Raw genomic sequence first — 18,157 nt, 5'->3', positions numbered from 1 at the left:
CCGCTGCGGACTGATTACCTGCCGACCCTGCCGCTTACGCCGCAATATCGGCAAGCTTGACGGCCTTGCGCGTCACGGAGGCTGCCGTGGCGACGTGACGCAAATCGTCGAGGAATGCGTCGCGCCACGTCGACAGATCGTTCGCCCGCAGCCTCGCCATCATGTCGGCATACCGCGCCTGACGCTCCTTGAGCGGCATCGCCAGCGCACGCGCGAGCGCATCGGCCATCTGTGTCAGATCGAACGGATTGACGACGAGTGCACCGGGCAGTTGCTCGGCGGCGCCCGCGAACTGCGACAGCACCAGCACACCCGGGTCGCTCGGGTCCTGCGATGCGACGTATTCCTTGGCAACGAGATTCATGCCGTCGCGCAGCGGCGTCACGTAACCGACCTGAGCAAGCCTGAACAACGACATCAGCAGATTGCGCTCGTAATTGCGGTTCAGGTATTGAATGGGCGTCCAGTCGAGCTGCGCGAAACGGCCGTTGATACGTCCTGCTTCGCCTTCGAGCGTCTGACGGATGCGCTGATAGGTCTGCACGTCCGAGCGTGTCGGCGGAGCAATCTGGACGAGCGAGACCCGTCCGTGCAAGCCGGGCGAATGAAGCAGCAACCGCTCGAACGCCTGGAAGCGCTCGACGAGCCCCTTCGAGTAATCGAGCCGATCGACGCTCATGATGAGTTGGCGCCCGCGTGTCGCATCGCGCAGCGCCAAAACAGGCTTGCGATGAGCGTACTGCTCGGCCGCCTGCGCGACCGCATCGGGATAGATGCCGATCGGATAGGCGCCCACCTTCAGAACACGGCCGAACGCCTGCATCATGCCGTCTTCGCTGACGCTCCCAAAGCCCCCGCGTTCGACGTAGTCGACGAACGACTGACGGTCGGACTCGGTTTGAAACCCGACGAGGTCATAGCTGCACAGGCATTTGACGAGCTCTTCGTGCGGCGGCACCGTGCGCAGCATCTCGGGCACCGGAAACGGAATATGCAGGAAGAATCCGATGGGGTTGGTCACGCCGAGATTGCGCAGCGCGCACGCGAACGGCAGCAGGTGATAGTCGTGCACCCAGATCATGTCGCCAGGCTCCAGCATCGCAGCCAATTGCTTGGCGAACGATACGTTCACGCGCAGATAGCCGGCGTACTCCTGACGATCGTAGCGCGACAGATCGGTGCGATAGTGGAACGTCGGCCATAACGTGGCGTTCGAGAATCCTCGGTAGTACTGATCATAATCGCGCCGCGTCAAGCCGACGGTCGCGTAGGTCACGCTGCCCTGCTTCTCGATCGAGGGTGGCTGCGCGTGCCCGACGATCTCGCCGTTCCACCCGAACCAGACGCCGCCCGTCTCCTTCAAAGCGTCCAGCACGCCTATGGCAAGCCCTCCGGCAGCCGGACTGCCCTCCTGCGTCGGCGCAACGCGGTTCGACACCACGATTAGTCTGCTCATTGCGGCACTACCTCTTCGATTGGCTTCTCGCATGACGGGGAAAATCCACCGCCGATTGCTTCGACATGCAAGTGCCGTGCCGCATGAGTGCGTCGCGTGTCCTGTAAGACACCGACGCGGCACCTGTCGCACGACCGTATCAGGCCGCGCGATCAGTTCGCTCGGGTGTCGTCTCGCGAAAAAAGACCTCGCGAAAGGGAAAGATCAGGCGTCCTGCTCGGAGCCGAGATCGCGTTGATACTCGATCCCTTCGCGACGGGCCCCGCCTTGGTTGTGCTCGCCGTCAGGCGGCGTGTCGGGCGCCACGCGGTTTTGCGCGGCCGGATCTTCGGAGATCGGCGGCGGCGTCATCCCCGGGACGATGCCGTTTTTTGCTTCGCGCTTCGACGACCGGCGCGCAGAGCGCCGCAACGCTGGGTGTCTCATGGAAGCCTCCGACAGAAGGCGAATGCCCGGCGGGCAACTCAAGAACTAAGTCTAGGATGCCGAGCACACGTTCGCGCGGTAACAATTGCGCCAAATTTGTAACGCGTACCGTGCGGCATTCATCGGATGCCTATGAAAAGCGTCATGCCGCTCACTTGCCGGACGCCGTTGCACCCGGTTCGCCAGTCGCGGCAGCCTCGCCGCCCGTCTGCTTCGCCTCGTCGCCATATTCGACGAGCCGGTTGTAGAGCGTCTTCAAACTGATGCCGAGAATCTCGGCCGCGCGCGTCTTCACGCCACCGCATTGCTCGAGCGTCGCGAGGATCAGTTGACGGTCGGCTTGCGCGAGCGAGGTACCGAACGGAATCGTCACGGCCGTGCCCGTCGACGGTTTGGACAGCGAGATCTGCAGCGGCACCGCAGCCGTCGTATCGGCTTGCTCGCCGGCCATGATGTAGGCACGCTGCACGTAGTTCTTGAGCTCTCGCACGTTGCCAGGCCACGGGTATGACAGCAGCATCTCCTTGGTCGCAGACGGGAACGCCTTGTGTGTGCCGCCCCGCTCGTTGTGCTCGTCGAGAAACGACTGCGCGAGCAGCCACACGTCGTTGCCGCGCTCGCGCAGCGGCGGCAGGCTGATCGGAAACACGTTCAAGCGGTGATAAAGATCGAGCCGCAGCTTGCCTTCGAGCACGGCCTCTTCGGGATCGCGGTTCGTCGCGGCGATCACACGCACGTCGGTCTCGATCTCCTTGGTCGTGCCCACGCGCATGAACATCCCGGTCTCGAGCACCCGCAGGAATTTGACCTGCAGCTCGGCCGGCATCTCGGTGATTTCGTCAAGGAAGATCGTGCCGCCGCCGGCGCGCTCGAAATAGCCCTTGTGCTGACGATCGGCACCCGTAAACGAGCCGCGCTCGTGTCCGAACATCTCCGACTCGATCAGGTTAGGCGAGATCGCGCCGCAATTGACGGCCAAAAACGGATGCTTGCGCCGCAAGCTCAGTTCGTGGATCGTCTGCGCCGCCACTTCCTTGCCGGTGCCCGACTCGCCGACGAGCAGCACCGACGCAGCCGTCGGCGCGACCCGCCCGATCTGGTCGTAGACCGATTGCATGGCTGGCGAGCCGCCCAGCATGAGGCCGAAGCGGCCCATGCGCCGCAGCTCGCCGCGCAGCGTGCCGATCTGTGCCTTCAGGTCGCCCGCGCGCGGCAGCCGGTCAAGCACGGCCTTCACGCGCTGCATGTTGATGGGTTTGACGAGATAGTCGGAGGCACCCATCTTGAGCGCCGTCACGGCCGACTCGACGGTCGCGTGACCGGTGATGACGACGATCTCGACGCCTGAGCGCGGATCCAGATCTTCGAACAAATCGACGCCGCTGCCGTCGGGCAACTGCAAATCCGTGAACACGACGTCCGGCGTCTGCCGCACCAGCTGGATGCGCGCCTCGCGCAGATCGCCGGCCGTCGCCGTGGTCAGGCCGTCTTCGGCGATGATCGCTACGAGGGCTTCGCGGGTTTGGGGGTCGTCGTCGACAATCAGCACATGAGGCATCGGAACTCTATCGTGTCGTTTATCAGGGTTGAGCGAATGCACTCGAGCGCACAGTCGCCGGCGCGCCGGGCTCTCGGCCTGCGCACTCGATCAGTTGCATCATTGTGCCTGCGCTTGTGCCTCTCGCGCTTGCCGGCGAGCCACCCACGCTACCGGCCACTACTTTGCACGGCTTGCCAAGCCTGTCTACATCGACGACAGACCCTAGGCGCCATGCGGAAAATGCCACGCGTCGTGCGTGCTGCCTGCACGGCCCGCTCCGTTCGGCACGATGCCGGGTGGCGTACCAGCTTCCGACATGGCAGGCGCCGTTTGCGAGGCGGAGGTCACCGCGCCGCCCTCGCCCTCCCAGCGGTTCAACTCGCTAACGAGCCGGGCCTGCGACGCGCGATGCTTCTGCGCCCAGCGCCATGCGATCAAGCCGCCCACCGCGACGAGCGCACCGAAAAAGCCGATTCTGGGATGAGCCATCGTATCCCCCTCGCATTGGTTCGAAACGAATGACGAATGCCGCCCGAAATACGGACGATCAGATAGCCGGTCAAACGATCGGATCGATTCGGCGGCGGTGAGTTCCGCAACGTGCGGCAGCATGCTCCCACACGTTGCGCGCCAGCCCCTGTCATGGCGAGCCTGCGGCGCGGCGGACCCGACGCATGGTTAAATAGCTGTTTGCGATTAGCGAAGCGCGCCGTCGGGCATGAGCCCCCCCTCCACCGGCGAGCGTATTCTCGGGACTGCGAGTACATGACCGCATCAAGCGATTACGACACCCCCGCCACGGCGCCGGACAACGGCGCCTCGCAACGGCTCGAGAAGAGCCTCACGCGCAATGCGGCAGGGCTCGAATCATACGGCTTGCTGTATGGCTCGTCACAGGTGATGCTCGAGCTCTATGCGCAGATCGAACGCGTGGCCGCCACGGATGCTGCGGTATTGATCGTCGGCGAGTCGGGCACCGGCAAGGAGCTCATCGCGCGCACGATCCACGACCGTAGCGCGCGCAAGGACGGCCCGTTCGTGGCCGTCAATTGTGGCGCGATTCCGGACAGCCTCATCGAAGCCGAGCTGTTCGGCCACGAGCGCGGCAGCTTCACGGGCGCTGTGCAGGGCCGCGCCGGCTACTTCGAGCACGCGAACGGCGGCACGCTGTTTCTCGACGAAATCACCGAAATGATGCCCGTGCGGCAGGTCAAGCTGCTGCGCGCGCTCGAGACCGGCACCTTCTATCGCGTGGGCGGCTCCGAGCTTCAGCGCAGCGACGTGCGCGTCGTGGCCGCGACCAACCGTGATCCGCTCCTGGCCGTGAAGGAGAACGGCTTGCGCGAGGACCTCATGTACCGGCTCGCCGTCTTCCCGCTACGCGCACCACCGCTACGCGAACGTGAAGGCGACCGCGAACTGCTCGCGCAACACTTCCTCGCCGAGCTCAACGCACAGGAAGGCACGAACAAGGCATTCGGCAAGCGCGCGAAGGAGACGCTGCGCACTTACTCGTGGCCCGGCAACGTGCGCGAGCTCAAGAACAGCGTCTATCGCGCCTTCATCCTCGCCGAGAAGACCGTCGAGATCGAACACCCGCGTCTGGCCGCACGCTCGAAGAAAGCCGTCACGCAAGGCGATGCGATGAGCATCTGGGTCGGCACGCCGCTCGCCGAAGCACAGCGCCAGATCATCCTCGGCACCCTCAAATTCTGCGGCGGCGACAAGCGGCGCGCAGCCAAGGCGCTAGGCGTGAGCCTGAAGACGCTGTACAACCGGCTCGGCGCCTACGAGGACGAAGACGATTCCACCGACGGCTGATCGCCGATCCCGCTGTTCCTCGACGCGAAGCGTGCAAACAAGAACGCCCGGGTGAATGAACACCCGGGCGTTCTACTGCAGACAAAGGCCTTCGGTCGTCTTAGGACTCGACGTCTTCGAGACTGAAGATTTCGGTCTGGTCGTTGTACGAAAAGATCTCGCCGTAACGCCCCCAGTTGATGACGGCATCGAGCGTTTCCTCGGCGGCGCTGTCGGACAGGAAGTCCTCGAGCTCCTGCTCGAAGCGCACGCGCGGCGCGCGATGGCCGGGCCGTTCGTTGAGCACCTTCTTGATCCGCGCGGCAAGGGGCACGTGACGCAGCAGATGCTCGGCGAACATCATCTTGCGCTCCTGCGTGCCGAACTCGGCGAACACGCGCGCGGGCGGCGTGAGGAAGATGTCGCCTTCGCGCACGTCGGCAAAGCCGAGGTGCTGCAGCACTTCGGCGATCGGGAACAGATCGTCGACTTCGAGGTGCAGCGTGCGCGCGATCTCGGGCATGTCCGCACGACCGTGATACGGCGGCGCGGCCAGCGTTTCGATGAGACCGGCCATGAGGTTCGTCGACACGCTGGGCAGCCAGCTGCCGAGTTCGAGCCCCTTCTTGGTGGCCTCGTCGGTGCGGCGCGCCGTCATCTTCGCGTAGATGTCGTCGACGAGGCGCCGGAACGCCGGGTCGAGCCGGTTGCGCGGATGCTTGAACGGCACTTTGATTTCGGCGATCACGCGGCCCGGGTTCGACGACAGCACGAGAATGCGGTCGCACATGAACACGGCTTCCTCGATGTTGTGCGTGACGATCAGCATCGACTTGATCGGCATGCGGCCTTGGGTCCACAAATCGAGCAAGTCGGTACGCAGCGTCTCGGCCGTCAGCACGTCGAGCGCCGAGAACGGCTCGTCCATCAGCAGCAGCGTCGGGTCGACGACCAGCGCGCGCGCGAAGCCCACGCGCTGACGCATGCCGCCCGACAGCTCGCGCGGGTAGGCGTTTTCGAACCCATCGAGACCGATCAGGTCGATCGCGGCGAGCGCCCGCTCGCGCCGCTCGCGCGCGCCGACGCCTTGGGCCTCGAGCCCCGCCTCGACGTTCTGCAACACCGTGAGCCACGGGAACAGCGCGAACGTCTGGAACACCATCGCCACGCCTTCGGCCGGGCCCGAGAGCGGCTTGCCGAGATAATCGACATCGCCCGCGGTCGGCTCGATGAGCCCGGCAATGATACGCAGCAGCGTCGACTTGCCCGAGCCCGAGCGGCCGAGCAGCCCCACGATCTCGCCTTCGCACAGCGAAAGATTCACGTCGTCGAGCACGAGCAGCTCGCCTTGCGCCTTGGAAAAGCCGCGGCGTACGCTCTTCACGTTCAGGACATCGGCGCCGATGCGCGGCACGGCCGCGGCGCCTTGCACTGCGGCGGCGGTCAGATCAGCTTTCGGATTTTGCATTGCGCTTCACTCTTGATCTTGAATGACCTGTCAGGGAAAGCTGCTCAATCGAGCCGCAGCTTCGCTTCGGCATAGTTGTACAGAGGCCGCCACAGCACGCGATTGAACAGCGTGACGAACAGCGACATCACGGTAATGCCGAGAATGATCTTCGGAAAATCGCCGGCGGCGGTCGTCTGAGCGATGTAAGCACCCAAGCCATGCGCCATCACCTTCGTATCGCCCCATTGCACGAGCTCCGAGACGATGCTCGCGTTCCATGCGCCGCCTGACGCCGTGATCGCGCCCGTCACGTAGTAGGGGAAGATGCCGGGCAACATGATCTGGCGCCACCACTGCCAGCCTCGAATGCGGAAGTTCGTCGCCGCTTCGCGGAAATCGTTCGGATACGCGGAGGCGCCGGCGATCACGTTGAAGAGGATGTACCACTGTGTCCCGAGCACGATCAGCGGCGAGAGCCACAGATCGGGATTCAGGTGGAAGCGCACGATCACGATCACGAACACCGGGAACAGCAGGTTCGCGGGAAACGCCGCGAGGAACTGCGCGAGCGGCTGGATCTTCTCGGCGAGGGCCGGCCGCAGGCCGATCTGTACGCCGAGGGGCACCCAGATCAGCGACGACAGTGCGATCAGCATCACCACGCGCACGAGCGTGAAGAAGCCGAGCAGGAACACGTGGCCGACCTCGGCTCCGGTGACGCCCGTGCGCACGTAGGCGACGACGCGCCAGACCACGTAGAGGGTGCCGACCAGCACGAGCAGGCCCCAGAGGATGTCGCCGACGATCGACGATTTTTTGTTGCCCTGCTGCAGGGGCAGGGCAAAGCGCACGGCGTTTCTCAACGGCACGCGCAGCGGCACGCGCGCCAACCTGGCGAGCACCCAGCCGGCCGGCACGAGCAGCTGATGAATGAGGCGCGTGCGGCGCACGAGATCGAGCACCCACGACTCGGGCGCGTTGCCCGAGCTCGTCGTCTCCATACGGAACTTGTCGGCCCAGGCCACGAGCGGGCGGAACATGAGTTGATCATAGGCGAGGATCACAAGCGTCATCGCCAGGATCACCCAGCCGATCGCAGCGAGGTTCTTGTCGGAGATCGCCTGCGCCAGATAGGCACCGATACCGGGCAGCGTGATCGTGCTGTTGCCGACCGTGATGGCCTCCGAGGCGACCACGAAGAACCAGCTGCCCGACATCGACATCATCATGTTCCAGATGAGCCCGGGCATCGAGTACGGCACTTCGAGCTTCCAGAACCGCTGCCAGCCCGTCAGGTGGAAGCCGCGCGAGACTTCGTCGAGATCGCGCGGCAGGGTGGTCAGCGACTGGTAGAAGCTGAACGTCATGTTCCACGCCTGGGCCGTGAAGATCGCGAAGATCGCCGCGAATTCGGCACCGAGCACCCGATTCGGAAACAGCGCCAGGAAAAACGTTACGGTGAACGAAATGTAGCCGAGCACCGGCACCGACTGCAGGATGTCGAGAATCGGGATCAGCACCATGCCGGCGCGCCGGCTCTTGGCCGCGAGCGTGCCGTAGACGAGCGTGAACACGAGCGAGGCGACCATCGCCGCGAGCATGCGCAGCGTCGTGCGCAGCGCGTATTCGGGCAGGCTGGCCACGTCGAGCGAGATGACCTGCGTCTTGAGCGTGGAGATCGGCGCCATCGTCTGATGAAAGCCGATCGCGGTCATGGCGATCAGGCAGATGATCAGCGGGAACGCGACGAAGTCCCACCGGTTCGGCAGCAGCCGCCAGGCGGAGGCATTGGCCGTGCGGTTCAGATTGAAGCCGAGATCCATCAGGCACCCTCCGCGGCGGTCGGCGAAAGCACGGCCGCGCGCAGGCGGCCCGTGTCGGAGCAGGAGCCCGAAGCGGCTGGGCGATCCGGAAGACGGGATGAAAGCATGACGAAGCGAATAGGTGCGGTAACTCGTTAACTACGAATGATTGACGGCAAAGCGATCCGGCTCAGCTGCTTCTTTCCAGACGGCACGACACTACTACAACCTATGTTTCAGGCACAACCGCGCGGCACACGTTGCAAGGGCGGGAATCAAGAAAAACCCCAAGACGTGTCCAAACCGCCCCGGCATTACCGATAATGCGCCTCGTGGTCGGTCGACACGCCCCCATCGGGAACGTGATCGGCCCCTCGCGGCCCCCGCGCGCGATATGTCGCTCGCGGACGAGCCGCCAGCAACAGTCGGACGTAGAGACGTAAAGAGTCGATGAACAAGGCAACATCGCACCGGGTGATCTCGCTCGTCAGCTTCATGGCGGCCGCGCTCGCGTGCTGGATCGTCGCGGGCGCCGTGGCCGACCGCACCGCGCAACACGAACTCGACGACGCCATGCGCGTCGAGGGGCAACTGTCCTCGGCCACGGCCGATGCGATGGTGCAGATCATTGCAAGCGACCTCGCGATGGCGCGTGCAATCCCCGAAACGTTGGCCCAGACGCGCACGATTCAGCATGTGCTCGCGCAATCGCGCAATTATGCCGTGAAGCGTGCCGGCGGGGAATCCACCCGGCGCGCCGAGCTGCTCGGCAACCCCGAGCTCGCCGCCACTGACGCCTTCTTGCACGACGCGCAAGGTTTTTCGGGGCTCGACAACCTCTGGCTCGTCAATCCGAACGGTCTCTGCATCGCCTCGAGCAACGCGCGGAGCGCGCAGTCGTTCGTGGGCCTCGATCTGTCGACGCGCGGCTACCTGCGCAACGCGCTGCTCGGCTCGTTCGGCCAGGCGTACGGCATCGGACGCAAGAGCGCAGAGGCCGGCATCTTCTTCGCCTCCCCGGTGTACGAGGACGGCATGCTGGTCGGCGCGATCGTCGCCAAGGTGGGGCTCGGCCGGCTGCGCCACTGGGTCGCGGCGCCGGGCTCGTTCGTCGCCGACGAGAACGGCGTCGTCATCATGGCCCGCGACAGCGCGCTCGAGGGACGTCGGCTGCCGCAGGCACGCATCATGCAGCTGAGCGCAGCCCAGCGCATGGACGGCTACCAGCGCGACACCTTCGCCGTCCTCGACATCGAACCGCTGGCCCGCCGGCTCGAAGGCAACGCGCCATGGGTGCCGCCCGCGCTCGCCGCGCAGCTGTTCGAACTGCCGGGCACGCACGTGCCGTCGCTCTACGCTGCGCGCGGCGGGCTCAATTCCGGCCTGTCGGCCCATCTCGTCGAACCGCTCGTCTCCTGGCCCGAACTCGAGCGCCATCGCCGTTTCATCAAGTGGCTCGCGTTCGCGCTGATCTCCGGCGCGGCGCTGCTCGCCTATGTCATCGCGGCGTCGTACCGACGCGAGAAGCGCCATCACCGCGCCGCCCGCAGACTGGCGGCACAACTGCGCGCCACCAATACGTTGCTCTCGGCCGAAGTGCGCGAGGACGTGCTCACGGGCGCCCTGACCCGCCGCTACTTCCTGAGTCTGCTGCGCCAGGGCATCGAAACGGCGCGCGCCCGCGGCGAGCCGCTATGCCTGGCCATCGCCGATCTCGACCATTTCAAGCAGATCAACGACCGCTTCGGCCATACGGCCGGCGATCGCGCACTCGAGCACTTCGTCGCGCTCTGCCGTGACGAGCTGCGCGGAAACGACACGATTGGCCGGCTCGGCGGGGAAGAGTTTGCGATCCTGTTCACGGGGACCCCGTTGGCGGACAGCATCCGCGTCGCCGAACGTTTGCGCGAACGGCTCAAGACGCATCGCTCACCCCATCTACCGTCCGAGGTACTCGTGAGCGTCAGCATCGGCGTGACGGAACTGTCGCCCGCCGATACGCTCGAGCGCTTGTTGAGCCGCGCGGACTGCGCGCTGTATGTAGCGAAATCGGCGGGGCGCGATCGCATCGAAGCATTGCCGCGCGATGACACGCAGACCACCCCCGACGACTTGCAGGCCGTCTCGTAGAAAGAGCACGTCTTGCGCGGTGGATCCCAGAGAGCGGGTATCATCGGCTTTCCGTGGCGAGAAGCTACCGATCTACCTGGAGCCGGAGGTGCGCATGAAGGGAAATCTGGTCATCGTCTGTCGCGACCCGGACGCCGACGCGTTCGATCAACTGATGGCCGAGTACGGCGCCTTCCAGACGAGGCTGTCGTCCACGACCTGGTATCTGAAGCTCGATGCGGCCCCTGAGGCCGTACAGGAAGAGATTCTGGCGCGCCTCGGCAAGTACACCACCCATTACATCTTCGAGGCCGACAGCGTCACCTACAACACGGTCGACAGCGAAGCGGCCGCCGCGCTCGACGCGCTGTTCGCCGAGTAGCGCGAGCAAGGCGGTGGACGGCAGCGGCCGCCGTGCCGCCCGCTTGCTATTTGCCGGTCACCAGACGCTTTCGGATTGCGCTTGCGCGCGGGCCGGGGTCTCGAGCGGGAACGTCATGGCGACGCGCAGGCCGCCGCCGTCGGCGTTGCCGATCTCGCATGCACCGCCCTGGCGCCGGACGAGCCGCTCGACGATCGCGAGCCCGAGCCCGCTGTGGCCGTTGCCGCCGCGCGCCGGATCGAGCCGTACGAACGGCCGGCTCGCGTTGATGAGATCCTGCGGCGCGATGCCGGAGCCGTGATCGCTGACGCTCAACTGCCAGCCATGCGGGGTGCGGTCGGTCGCGATCACGACGGGCGGCGCGCCATAGGCATGCGCATTGTCGAGCAAGTTGGACAGGATCCGATCGAGCGTCGCGGCAGGGAGACAGAAATCGGCGCCAGCCGCAAGCTCGGTCCGCACGGGCTGCGCGCCCGGGGCCACGGCCCGATAGCTGCGCGCCATCCGCTCGCATTGCGCGTCGACGCCGACGGGCTCGCTACGATCCGCACCGCCATGCGCGAACGCCAGGAATTGTTCGACGATGTGCGTCATCGAGTCGACGTCGCGCACCACGCCATCGCGCAGCTTGATGTCGTCCATCATCTCGGCGCGCAGCCGCATGCGTGCCAGCGGCGTCTTCAGGTCGTGCGCGACGCCCGCGAGCATCACCGAGCGGTCTTTCTCGGTGCGCGACACTTCCTGCACCATCTGATTGAAGCCGTGCGTAAGCGCGCGCAGCTCGCGCGGACCGCGCTCGGGCACGGGCGGCACAGGCTGGCCGCGGCCGAACCGCATCACGGCCTGGGCCAGCGCGGTCAGCGGCTGCTGCAGCCGCCATGCGACGAACAACGCGCACATGACGGCCAGCGAAAAGATCGTGCCGAGCCACACGAACATGAGGTCGCGCGGCCTTGGATGCAGCGACAGCATCGGTACGACGATCCATTGGCGGTCGCCGGCTTCATGCACCCACAGCATCGGCGGACGCCCGGCTACGCCCACGCGCACGACCGAGCCCGGCGGCATGCGGTCACGCACCTCGTCGACGAACTGTTTGATCGGATGCGGCAGATCGGCTTGCGCGGACGGTACGTCGGGGCTCGCCGGATCGACGAGACGCACACGCGAAGGCAGCGGCAGATTCGGCGTATGCGCGACGTGCTGGCGCACCGCATCGACGAGGAACGTCGCCTCTTCGACGGCGTAGCGCGTCTGCGCCTGGCTGCGCTCGACCCGCATGAGGATGAACCACGCGAAATGCGAGATCAGCAATACCGCGACGACGAGCAGCGCCAGCCGCCCGAACAGCGAATCAATGGGTCTGCGCATTCGGTTCGCCATTGGGCACGAACACGTAGCCACGCCCGCGTACGGTCTGGATGAAACGCGGCAGCGACGGATCGGATTCGAGGATGCGCCGCAGACGCCACACCTGCACGTCGATGCCGCGGTCCGTACCGTCGTACTCGGGGCCGTGCAGCAGTTCGAGCAGCCGCTCGCGCGTCAGCGTGCGCATGGGATGGTTGACGAAGATCTTCAGCAGCGCGAATTCGCTGCCCGACAGCGTGACCGGCCGGCTGTCCTGATACAGCGTGCGTGTCTGGAAGTCGAGCTGAAAACGCCCGAACGAATAAGGCTCGCGCTGTTCGGGGGCGGCCGAGGGCACCGTGCGCCGGCGCCGCAGCACGGCCTGCACGCGGGCGAGCAGCTCGCGCGGGTTGAACGGCTTGCCGAGGTAGTCGTCGGCGCCGAGCTCGAGGCCGACGATGCGGTCGACGTCGTCGGCGCGCGCGGTCAGCATGATCACGGGAATGTCGTCACCGGTGGCGCGCAGCCGGCGCAGCGCGGTGAGCCCATCGACGCCGGGCATCATCAGATCGAGCACGATCAGATCGGGGCGCTCGCGCTCGAGCCGGCGCTCGAGCGCGCCCGCATCGTGCAGCACCGATACCTCGATGCCCTGCTTGACCAGATATTCGCGCAGCAAGTCGCGCAGCTCGGCGTCGTCGTCGACGACCAGGATTTGAGTAGCCATGGGCGAAGTTTAACGCGAGCCGCCCACGCCCCAACGTCGCGCGCCGCTCAAAGGGTTACCGGACGTTACTGCCAAAGCCGCGCGTAATCCGCTGTAAACCGGCTCACCGCGACCGTAACACGGACCTGATACGCACCGTCCTAGTCTAGTGCTCAATCACCGATGAGGTCTGTGTCGTATCGCACCCCCTCGCATCGTGTGTCGTTTTCCTTCCAGGAGAGTTCGATGACTTCGATTTCACGCACCTCGTCGCGTTGGATGGCCGCCGCCACGGCGGCGCTCGCGCTGACGTTCGGTTCCGCCTACGCCGCTGCCCCCGGCAGCCCGGGCGCTCCGGCAGGGCCCGGCGGCTGGCATGAGCATGGCGGCATGATGATGATGCCGATGGGCAAGCAACTCGAGCAGCTGCACAGCCAGCTCAAGCTCACGCCGGCGCAGGAGCAGCAATGGCAAAGCGCGCTCACATTGATGAAGCAGAACCATGAGGCCGAGCGCGCCAACCACGAGAAGCTGCATCAGCGCATGGAGACGCTGTCGCAGCAGAGCGTGCTCGATCTGAACGCGATGCACGCCGCGCATGAGGACTTCGAGCAACAGAACCACCAGTTGCGCGAACAGACGACGGCGGCCTGGCTGGCCCTCTACAACGGGCTCGACGACCAGCAAAAGATGACGGTCAGCACCTCGTTCAAGCAGCATCTCGCCCAGATGCGGGCCCGTCACGAGAAGATGCACCAGTTCTGGCAACAGCACGGCGGGGCCGGCGCGGCCGAACCCAAGCCGTAACACGAGCCTCGCCAGCCATCCCCACCCCTGCCTGCGACGCCGCACGCCATCCCGGCCGCGGCGTCGCACCCATCGCAGCACCATGGCGCCGCATGCGCGCGCCGGCCCGCACCCCGCTTTCGTCTGACCACCCCCGGGTTCGCAGCACTAGCGCGCCCCCCGGCTTCGGGTAAAATGCTGCCCTTTTCGCCCCCTGCGGCCTCGCATGGGCGCAGCAATCCGGCAAGACGCGCGTCGAGCGCGCGAGCGCTCATGGGCTCGTGCATGCCGACGGCATCGACCCCGATCTCGCGGCACGCCATTTTTGGCAGCCTGGAATTTTCGCGGCGCGCACCCTGTCGTGCGCCGTCAAGGACTGCACACTTCCTACCATGTCTCTTCAAGGCTACGGCCCGCTGCTCTTCGCCGGCACCTGGCAGACCATCAAGCTCGCGCTGCTGTCGCTGGCGCTCGCATTCGTGCTCGGCCTCCTCGGCGCGGCGGCGAAGCTCTCCAAGAACCGGTTCGCGCATGGCGCAGGCACCGTCTACACGACGCTGATCCGCGGCGTGCCCGATCTCGTGCTGATGCTGTTGCTCTTCTACAGCCTGCAGATCTGGCTCAACAACCTGACCGACCTCATGGGCTGGGATCAGATCGACATCGACCCGTTCGTGGCCGGCATCGTCGTGCTCGGCTTCATCTACGGCGCGTACTTCACCGAGACGTTCCGCGGCGCGTTCCTGTCGGTACCGCGCGGCCAGCTCGAGGCGGGCGCCGCGTACGGCATGACGGCCTGGCAGACGTTCTCGCGCATCATGTTCCCGCAGATGATGCGCTTCGCCCTGCCCGGCATCGGCAACAACTGGCAGGTGATGGTCAAGGCAACGGCACTCGTCTCGATCATCGGCTTGGCCGACGTCGTGAAGGCGTCGCAGGATGCCGGCAAGGGCACACTGCGCTTTTTCTTTTTCACCTTGATCGCGGGCGCCATCTATCTCGCGATCACGACCGTATCGAACCTCGTGCTGCTGTGGCTCGAGAAGCGCTATTCGATCGGCGTCCGCAAGGCCGAGCTATAAACGATGATCGAGCTCATTCACGACTACTGGCGTAACTTTCTGTTCACCGACGGCTATCGGATCACGGGCCTGGCCATCACGCTGTGGCTGCTCGTCGTGTCGATCGGCATCGGCTTTTGCCTGTCGGTGCCGCTTGCCGTCGCACGCGTCTCGCGCAACAAGGTGCTGTCGAGCGCCGTGTGGTTCTATACCTACGTGTTTCGCGGCACGCCGCTCTACGTCCAGCTGCTGCTTTGCTACACGGGTCTCTACAGCCTCGACGTCGTGCGCTCGCACGAGCTGCTCAACGCGTTCTTCCGCGAAGGCATGAACTGCACGCTGCTGGCCTTCACGCTGAACACGTGCGCCTACACGACCGAGATCTTCGCCGGCGCGATCAAGGCCACGCCTTACGGCGAGATCGAAGCGGCGCGCGCCTACGGCATGTCGAAGTTCACGCTGTACCGCCGCGTCATCCTGCCGTCGGCGCTGCGCCGCGCGCTGCCGCTGTACAGCAACGAAGTGATCCTCATGCTGCACGCGACGACGGTCGCCTTCACGGCCACCGTGCCCGACATTCTCAAGATCGCGCGCGACGCGAACTCGGCGACGTATCTGTCGTTCCAGTCCTTCGGCATCGCCGCACTGCTCTACCTCGGCATCTCGTTCGCGCTGGTCGCCCTGTTCCGCCGCGCCGAGCAACGCTGGCTCGCTTATCTGCGCCCGCAAGGCAAGTAATTCCTCAATGACTTCTCCGATGCACAAGCTTTACATCGACGACCTGCACAAGCACTACGGCAACCACGAAGTTCTGAAAGGCGTGTCGCTCAAGGCGAACGCCGGCGACGTGATCAGCGTCATTGGCTCCTCGGGCTCCGGCAAGAGCACGATGCTCCGCTGCATCAACTTCCTCGAGCAACCGAGCGCCGGGCGTATCTTCGTCGACGGCGAGGAAGTACGGACGCAGAAGGACAAATCCGGCGCACTGCGCGTGTCCGATCAAAAGCAGCTGCAGCGCATCCGCACGAAGCTGTCGATGGTGTTCCAGCACTTCAACCTGTGGTCGCACATGAACGTGCTCGAGAACGTGATCGAGGCCCCCGTGAACGTGCTGAGCTTGCCGCGCCGCGAAGCCGAGGAACGCGCGCGCATGTACCTCGAGAAGGTCGGCCTGGCGCCGCGACTCGAGAAGCAATACCCGTCGCACTTGTCGGGCGGTCAGCAGCAACGCGTGGCGATCGCGCGCGCGCTCGCGATGAACCCCGACGTGATGCTGTTCGACGAGCCGACGTCGGCGCTCGACCCCGAGCTCGTCGGCGAAGTGCTGAAGGTCATGCAGAAGCTGGCAGAAGAAGGCCGCACGATGATCGTCGTCACGCACGAGATGGGTTTTGCGCGCAACGTGTCGAACCATGTCGTGTTCCTGCATCAAGGCCACATCGAAGAAGAAGGCCACCCCGACGAAGTATTCACCCACACCAAGAGCGAACGGCTCAAGCAATTCCTATCGGGCAGTCTCAAATAACGGACGACGACCGGCGCGACAGCACACGCACCGATCCGATCGGCAACAAACAAAAAGGCGCATCAGCGCCTTTTTGCTTTTATGGCTCGAGCTGGCATGGCCAATTGCCGTCGCCGGCGCCATGACCGCTTATGCAATTCAGTTCGCATATAGCAGCCAAATATCAGCGTCAATACTGAAATTCCTTTACGCCATTCGCCACATAGTGTGTGTCCTTTACGGGGCAAGGCTTTTCGGCAATTTTGACGCATCCGTGCCACCCACTTCCAACATATTGCTATGGCAATTCCGAGACACCCTCTAGCGAGACTACGATTTCTTTCGCCAGCAATGTGTATTTTTGCTAAATTAGTAACCAAAGTAGCAAAACGCAGTTCAGCAAATGTAGTTTTACTTCAAACGAGGAGACACCGCTCGACGAGCGGTCCGGACCAGCAGCACGGAGCACCGCACAACGGCCCCGCTCCCGCCGCACCTTCCGTTGGGCTCTCCCTGGACACTGAATTCCCGCTCGGGCGATATGCGCCCGAGCGCTATTCGCAGTAGTGGCCTCACTTTTTGACAGGGTATGGAGGAGAAGATGAAGAAAGCATTGCTCGCGGCGGCACTGATGTCTGCCGGCGTAATTGCACACGCACAGAGCAGCGTCACGCTGTACGGGCGTATCGATGCAGGCCTCGAATACATGAGCGGCCTGAACAACGGCAACGGTGGCTCGACCTCGCGCTGGCGCGCGGAGAGCGGCGACTGGGGCACGAGCCTGTGGGGCTTGAAGGGCTCGGAAGACCTCGGCGGCGGCACCAAGGCAGTATTCCAGTTGGAAGGCGCGTTCAACACGATGACCGGCAGCCTCGGCAAGACCGGTACGATCTGGGATCGCTGGGCCACCGTGGGCTTCGCGAACGACAACTACGGTACGTTCCTGCTCGGCCGCGAACTCTTCATCTCGAACGGCGTGTGGGACTTCGACCCGTTCGGTCAGTCGAACTGGTCGTCGGCTTCGCTCGTGCGCGGGCGCAACTGGCAACACTCGGCCAACAACATTTCTTACCAGTCGCCGAAGTGGAACGGCTTCGACCTCTACGGCCAGTATGCGCTGTCGAACTCGACGAGCTGGAACGGCAACGGCACCACGGCGCAAGGTCGTTGGGCTGGTCTGCAACTGACCTACACGTCGTCGCTGTTCCAAGTGCGCGGCATTTACGACGAAATCCGCAATCAAGCGAACGGCACGCTCAATGGCAGCGACGGCGCGTTCTCGTTCTCGCGCGAATACACGGCTGCGGCCAACGTGTTCCTCGGCCAATTCAAGATCCAAGGCGCGTATCAGGCGATCCGCACGTCGGGTGCCACGGGCGTTGCACTCGGCACGCCGACGACGCTCGATCACGAATGGGGCGGTGTGACCTGGCAAGCGACGCCGGCTCTGGCCGCGATCGCAGCCGTCTATCACGTGAACGGCAACAACGGCGCCGGCAACGCGACGATCTATACGGTCGGCGGCACCTACAACCTGTCCAAGCGCACGCTGCTCGACCTCCAGATCGCCACGGCTCGTAACAGCAAGAATGCGAACTTCGGCCTCGAAGCGAACGGTGTGTCGGACCCGGACAACCCCCTGCCTGGCCACAGCCAGTCGGGCGTCTACGCCGGTATCCAGCACCTGTTCTAAGCGGACCGCGTAGAAAAAAACACAGCTTTACAACCAGTTTCACGCTGCTGCGAGAGGCGCGTATCGGTGCGGTGTCCCGTCAGGGCATCGCA

At 64.7% G+C, this 18,157-nt stretch carries 16 protein-coding genes; 8 read left to right on the top strand and 8 right to left on the bottom strand.

The genetic code is table 11. The features are described from left to right. Window positions 1–34: 34 nt before the first annotated feature. From otsA to D7S89_RS21255, 4 genes are all read right to left on the bottom strand, one after another. Window positions 35–1,456: an alpha,alpha-trehalose-phosphate synthase (UDP-forming) gene (gene otsA / locus D7S89_RS21270; protein ID WP_121280842.1), complete on the bottom strand. Its 1,422-nt coding sequence runs from the start codon at window positions 1,454–1,456 to the stop codon at window positions 35–37. Between the two features lie 204 nt (window positions 1,457–1,660). Beyond that, a complete protein-coding gene (locus D7S89_RS21265) occupies window positions 1,661–1,882 on the bottom strand; it encodes a hypothetical protein (protein WP_121280841.1) in 222 nt (73 codons plus the stop codon). A 151-nt stretch (window positions 1,883–2,033) separates the two neighbouring features. Continuing rightward, window positions 2,034–3,440 carry a sigma-54-dependent transcriptional regulator gene (locus D7S89_RS21260; RefSeq protein ID WP_121280840.1) on the bottom strand — a complete coding sequence of 469 codons (1,407 nt, stop codon included), beginning with the start codon at window positions 3,438–3,440 and terminating at the stop codon, window positions 2,034–2,036. Window positions 3,441–3,644: 204 nt separating this feature from the next. Then, window positions 3,645–3,911 carry a hypothetical protein gene (locus D7S89_RS21255; RefSeq protein ID WP_121280924.1) on the bottom strand — a complete coding sequence of 89 codons (267 nt, stop codon included), beginning with the start codon at window positions 3,909–3,911 and terminating at the stop codon, window positions 3,645–3,647. Between the two features lie 276 nt (window positions 3,912–4,187). Here D7S89_RS21255 and D7S89_RS21250 point away from each other — a divergent pair, with 276 nt between their 5' ends. After that, a complete protein-coding gene (locus tag D7S89_RS21250) occupies window positions 4,188–5,243 on the top strand; it encodes a sigma-54 interaction domain-containing protein (RefSeq protein ID WP_121280839.1) in 1,056 nt (351 codons plus the stop codon). A 100-nt stretch (window positions 5,244–5,343) separates the two neighbouring features. Here the strand turns inward: D7S89_RS21250 and D7S89_RS21245 are convergent, their stop codons facing one another. Together D7S89_RS21245 and D7S89_RS21240 are read right to left on the bottom strand one after the other, a co-directional pair. Continuing rightward, entirely contained in the window at window positions 5,344–6,690 is a 1,347-nt protein-coding gene (locus D7S89_RS21245) for an ABC transporter ATP-binding protein (protein ID WP_121280838.1), read from the bottom strand. 44 nt (window positions 6,691–6,734) lie between these two features. Next, complete coding sequence (locus tag D7S89_RS21240) at window positions 6,735–8,495, bottom strand: ABC transporter permease (protein WP_121280837.1); 1,761 nt, start codon at window positions 8,493–8,495, stop codon at window positions 6,735–6,737. A 429-nt stretch (window positions 8,496–8,924) separates the two neighbouring features. Between D7S89_RS21240 and D7S89_RS21235 the strand changes: the two genes are divergently transcribed. Beyond that, the gene (locus D7S89_RS21235; RefSeq protein WP_121280836.1) at window positions 8,925–10,604 is read left to right on the top strand and encodes a sensor domain-containing diguanylate cyclase; all 1,680 of its coding nucleotides are present in this window, start codon (window positions 8,925–8,927) and stop codon (window positions 10,602–10,604) included. Window positions 10,605–10,698: 94 nt separating this feature from the next. Beyond that, window positions 10,699–10,965: a double-stranded DNA-specific endonuclease gene (locus D7S89_RS21230; protein ID WP_121280835.1), complete on the top strand. Its 267-nt coding sequence runs from the start codon at window positions 10,699–10,701 to the stop codon at window positions 10,963–10,965. Between the two features lie 57 nt (window positions 10,966–11,022). Here the strand turns inward: D7S89_RS21230 and D7S89_RS21225 are convergent, their stop codons facing one another. Together D7S89_RS21225 and D7S89_RS21220 are read right to left on the bottom strand one after the other, a co-directional pair. Beyond that, window positions 11,023–12,336, bottom strand: coding sequence for an ATP-binding protein (locus D7S89_RS21225; RefSeq protein WP_121280834.1), 1,314 nt, complete (start codon window positions 12,334–12,336; stop codon window positions 11,023–11,025). Further along, window positions 12,320–13,042, bottom strand: coding sequence for a response regulator (locus D7S89_RS21220; RefSeq protein ID WP_121280833.1), 723 nt, complete (start codon window positions 13,040–13,042; stop codon window positions 12,320–12,322). The genes D7S89_RS21225 and D7S89_RS21220 overlap by 17 nt, the downstream gene beginning before the upstream one ends. 225 nt (window positions 13,043–13,267) lie before the next feature. Between D7S89_RS21220 and D7S89_RS21215 the strand changes: the two genes are divergently transcribed. From D7S89_RS21215 to D7S89_RS21195, 5 genes are all read left to right on the top strand, one after another. Beyond that, entirely contained in the window at window positions 13,268–13,828 is a 561-nt protein-coding gene (locus D7S89_RS21215) for a Spy/CpxP family protein refolding chaperone (protein WP_183085299.1), read from the top strand. Between the two features lie 371 nt (window positions 13,829–14,199). Beyond that, on the top strand, window positions 14,200–14,889 hold the full coding sequence (locus D7S89_RS21210; RefSeq protein WP_121280922.1) for an ABC transporter permease: 690 nt from the start codon (window positions 14,200–14,202) through the stop codon (window positions 14,887–14,889). Between the two features lie 3 nt (window positions 14,890–14,892). Then, a complete protein-coding gene (locus D7S89_RS21205; RefSeq protein WP_121280831.1) occupies window positions 14,893–15,606 on the top strand; it encodes an ABC transporter permease in 714 nt (237 codons plus the stop codon). Between the two features lie 19 nt (window positions 15,607–15,625). Further along, window positions 15,626–16,393: an ABC transporter ATP-binding protein gene (locus tag D7S89_RS21200; RefSeq protein ID WP_183085298.1), complete on the top strand. Its 768-nt coding sequence runs from the start codon at window positions 15,626–15,628 to the stop codon at window positions 16,391–16,393. 580 nt (window positions 16,394–16,973) lie between these two features. Further along, a complete protein-coding gene (locus D7S89_RS21195) occupies window positions 16,974–18,065 on the top strand; it encodes a porin (protein WP_121280921.1) in 1,092 nt (363 codons plus the stop codon). Window positions 18,066–18,157 lie beyond the last annotated feature (92 nt).

The organism is Trinickia fusca, from assembly GCF_003628145.1.
GTDB classification, from domain to species: domain Bacteria; phylum Pseudomonadota; class Gammaproteobacteria; order Burkholderiales; family Burkholderiaceae; genus Trinickia; species Trinickia fusca.
This window is presented reverse-complemented; position numbering and strand designations above follow the sequence as displayed.

What these genes read in the sequence shown, in the direction of transcription:
- D7S89_RS21205 (WP_121280831.1), top strand. Translation starts at nt 14,893, where the DNA reads ATGATCGAGCTCATTCACGACTACTGGCGTAACTTTCTGTTCACCGAC.
- D7S89_RS21250 (WP_121280839.1), top strand. Translation starts at nt 4,188, where the DNA reads ATGACCGCATCAAGCGATTACGACACCCCCGCCACGGCGCCGGACAAC.
- D7S89_RS21260 (WP_121280840.1), bottom strand. Translation starts at nt 3,440, where the DNA reads ATGCCTCATGTGCTGATTGTCGACGACGACCCCCAAACCCGCGAAGCC.
- otsA (WP_121280842.1), bottom strand. Translation starts at nt 1,456, where the DNA reads ATGAGCAGACTAATCGTGGTGTCGAACCGCGTTGCGCCGACGCAGGAG.
- D7S89_RS21230 (WP_121280835.1), top strand. Translation starts at nt 10,699, where the DNA reads ATGAAGGGAAATCTGGTCATCGTCTGTCGCGACCCGGACGCCGACGCG.
- D7S89_RS21220 (WP_121280833.1), bottom strand. Translation starts at nt 13,042, where the DNA reads ATGGCTACTCAAATCCTGGTCGTCGACGACGACGCCGAGCTGCGCGAC.
- D7S89_RS21265 (WP_121280841.1), bottom strand. Translation starts at nt 1,882, where the DNA reads ATGAGACACCCAGCGTTGCGGCGCTCTGCGCGCCGGTCGTCGAAGCGC.
- D7S89_RS21215 (WP_183085299.1), top strand. Translation starts at nt 13,268, where the DNA reads ATGACTTCGATTTCACGCACCTCGTCGCGTTGGATGGCCGCCGCCACG.
- D7S89_RS21195 (WP_121280921.1), top strand. Translation starts at nt 16,974, where the DNA reads ATGAAGAAAGCATTGCTCGCGGCGGCACTGATGTCTGCCGGCGTAATT.
- D7S89_RS21255 (WP_121280924.1), bottom strand. Translation starts at nt 3,911, where the DNA reads ATGGCTCATCCCAGAATCGGCTTTTTCGGTGCGCTCGTCGCGGTGGGC.
- D7S89_RS21225 (WP_121280834.1), bottom strand. Translation starts at nt 12,336, where the DNA reads ATGCGCAGACCCATTGATTCGCTGTTCGGGCGGCTGGCGCTGCTCGTC.
- D7S89_RS21235 (WP_121280836.1), top strand. Translation starts at nt 8,925, where the DNA reads ATGAACAAGGCAACATCGCACCGGGTGATCTCGCTCGTCAGCTTCATG.
- D7S89_RS21210 (WP_121280922.1), top strand. Translation starts at nt 14,200, where the DNA reads ATGTCTCTTCAAGGCTACGGCCCGCTGCTCTTCGCCGGCACCTGGCAG.
- D7S89_RS21245 (WP_121280838.1), bottom strand. Translation starts at nt 6,690, where the DNA reads ATGCAAAATCCGAAAGCTGATCTGACCGCCGCCGCAGTGCAAGGCGCC.
- D7S89_RS21240 (WP_121280837.1), bottom strand. Translation starts at nt 8,495, where the DNA reads ATGGATCTCGGCTTCAATCTGAACCGCACGGCCAATGCCTCCGCCTGG.
- D7S89_RS21200 (WP_183085298.1), top strand. Translation starts at nt 15,626, where the DNA reads ATGCACAAGCTTTACATCGACGACCTGCACAAGCACTACGGCAACCAC.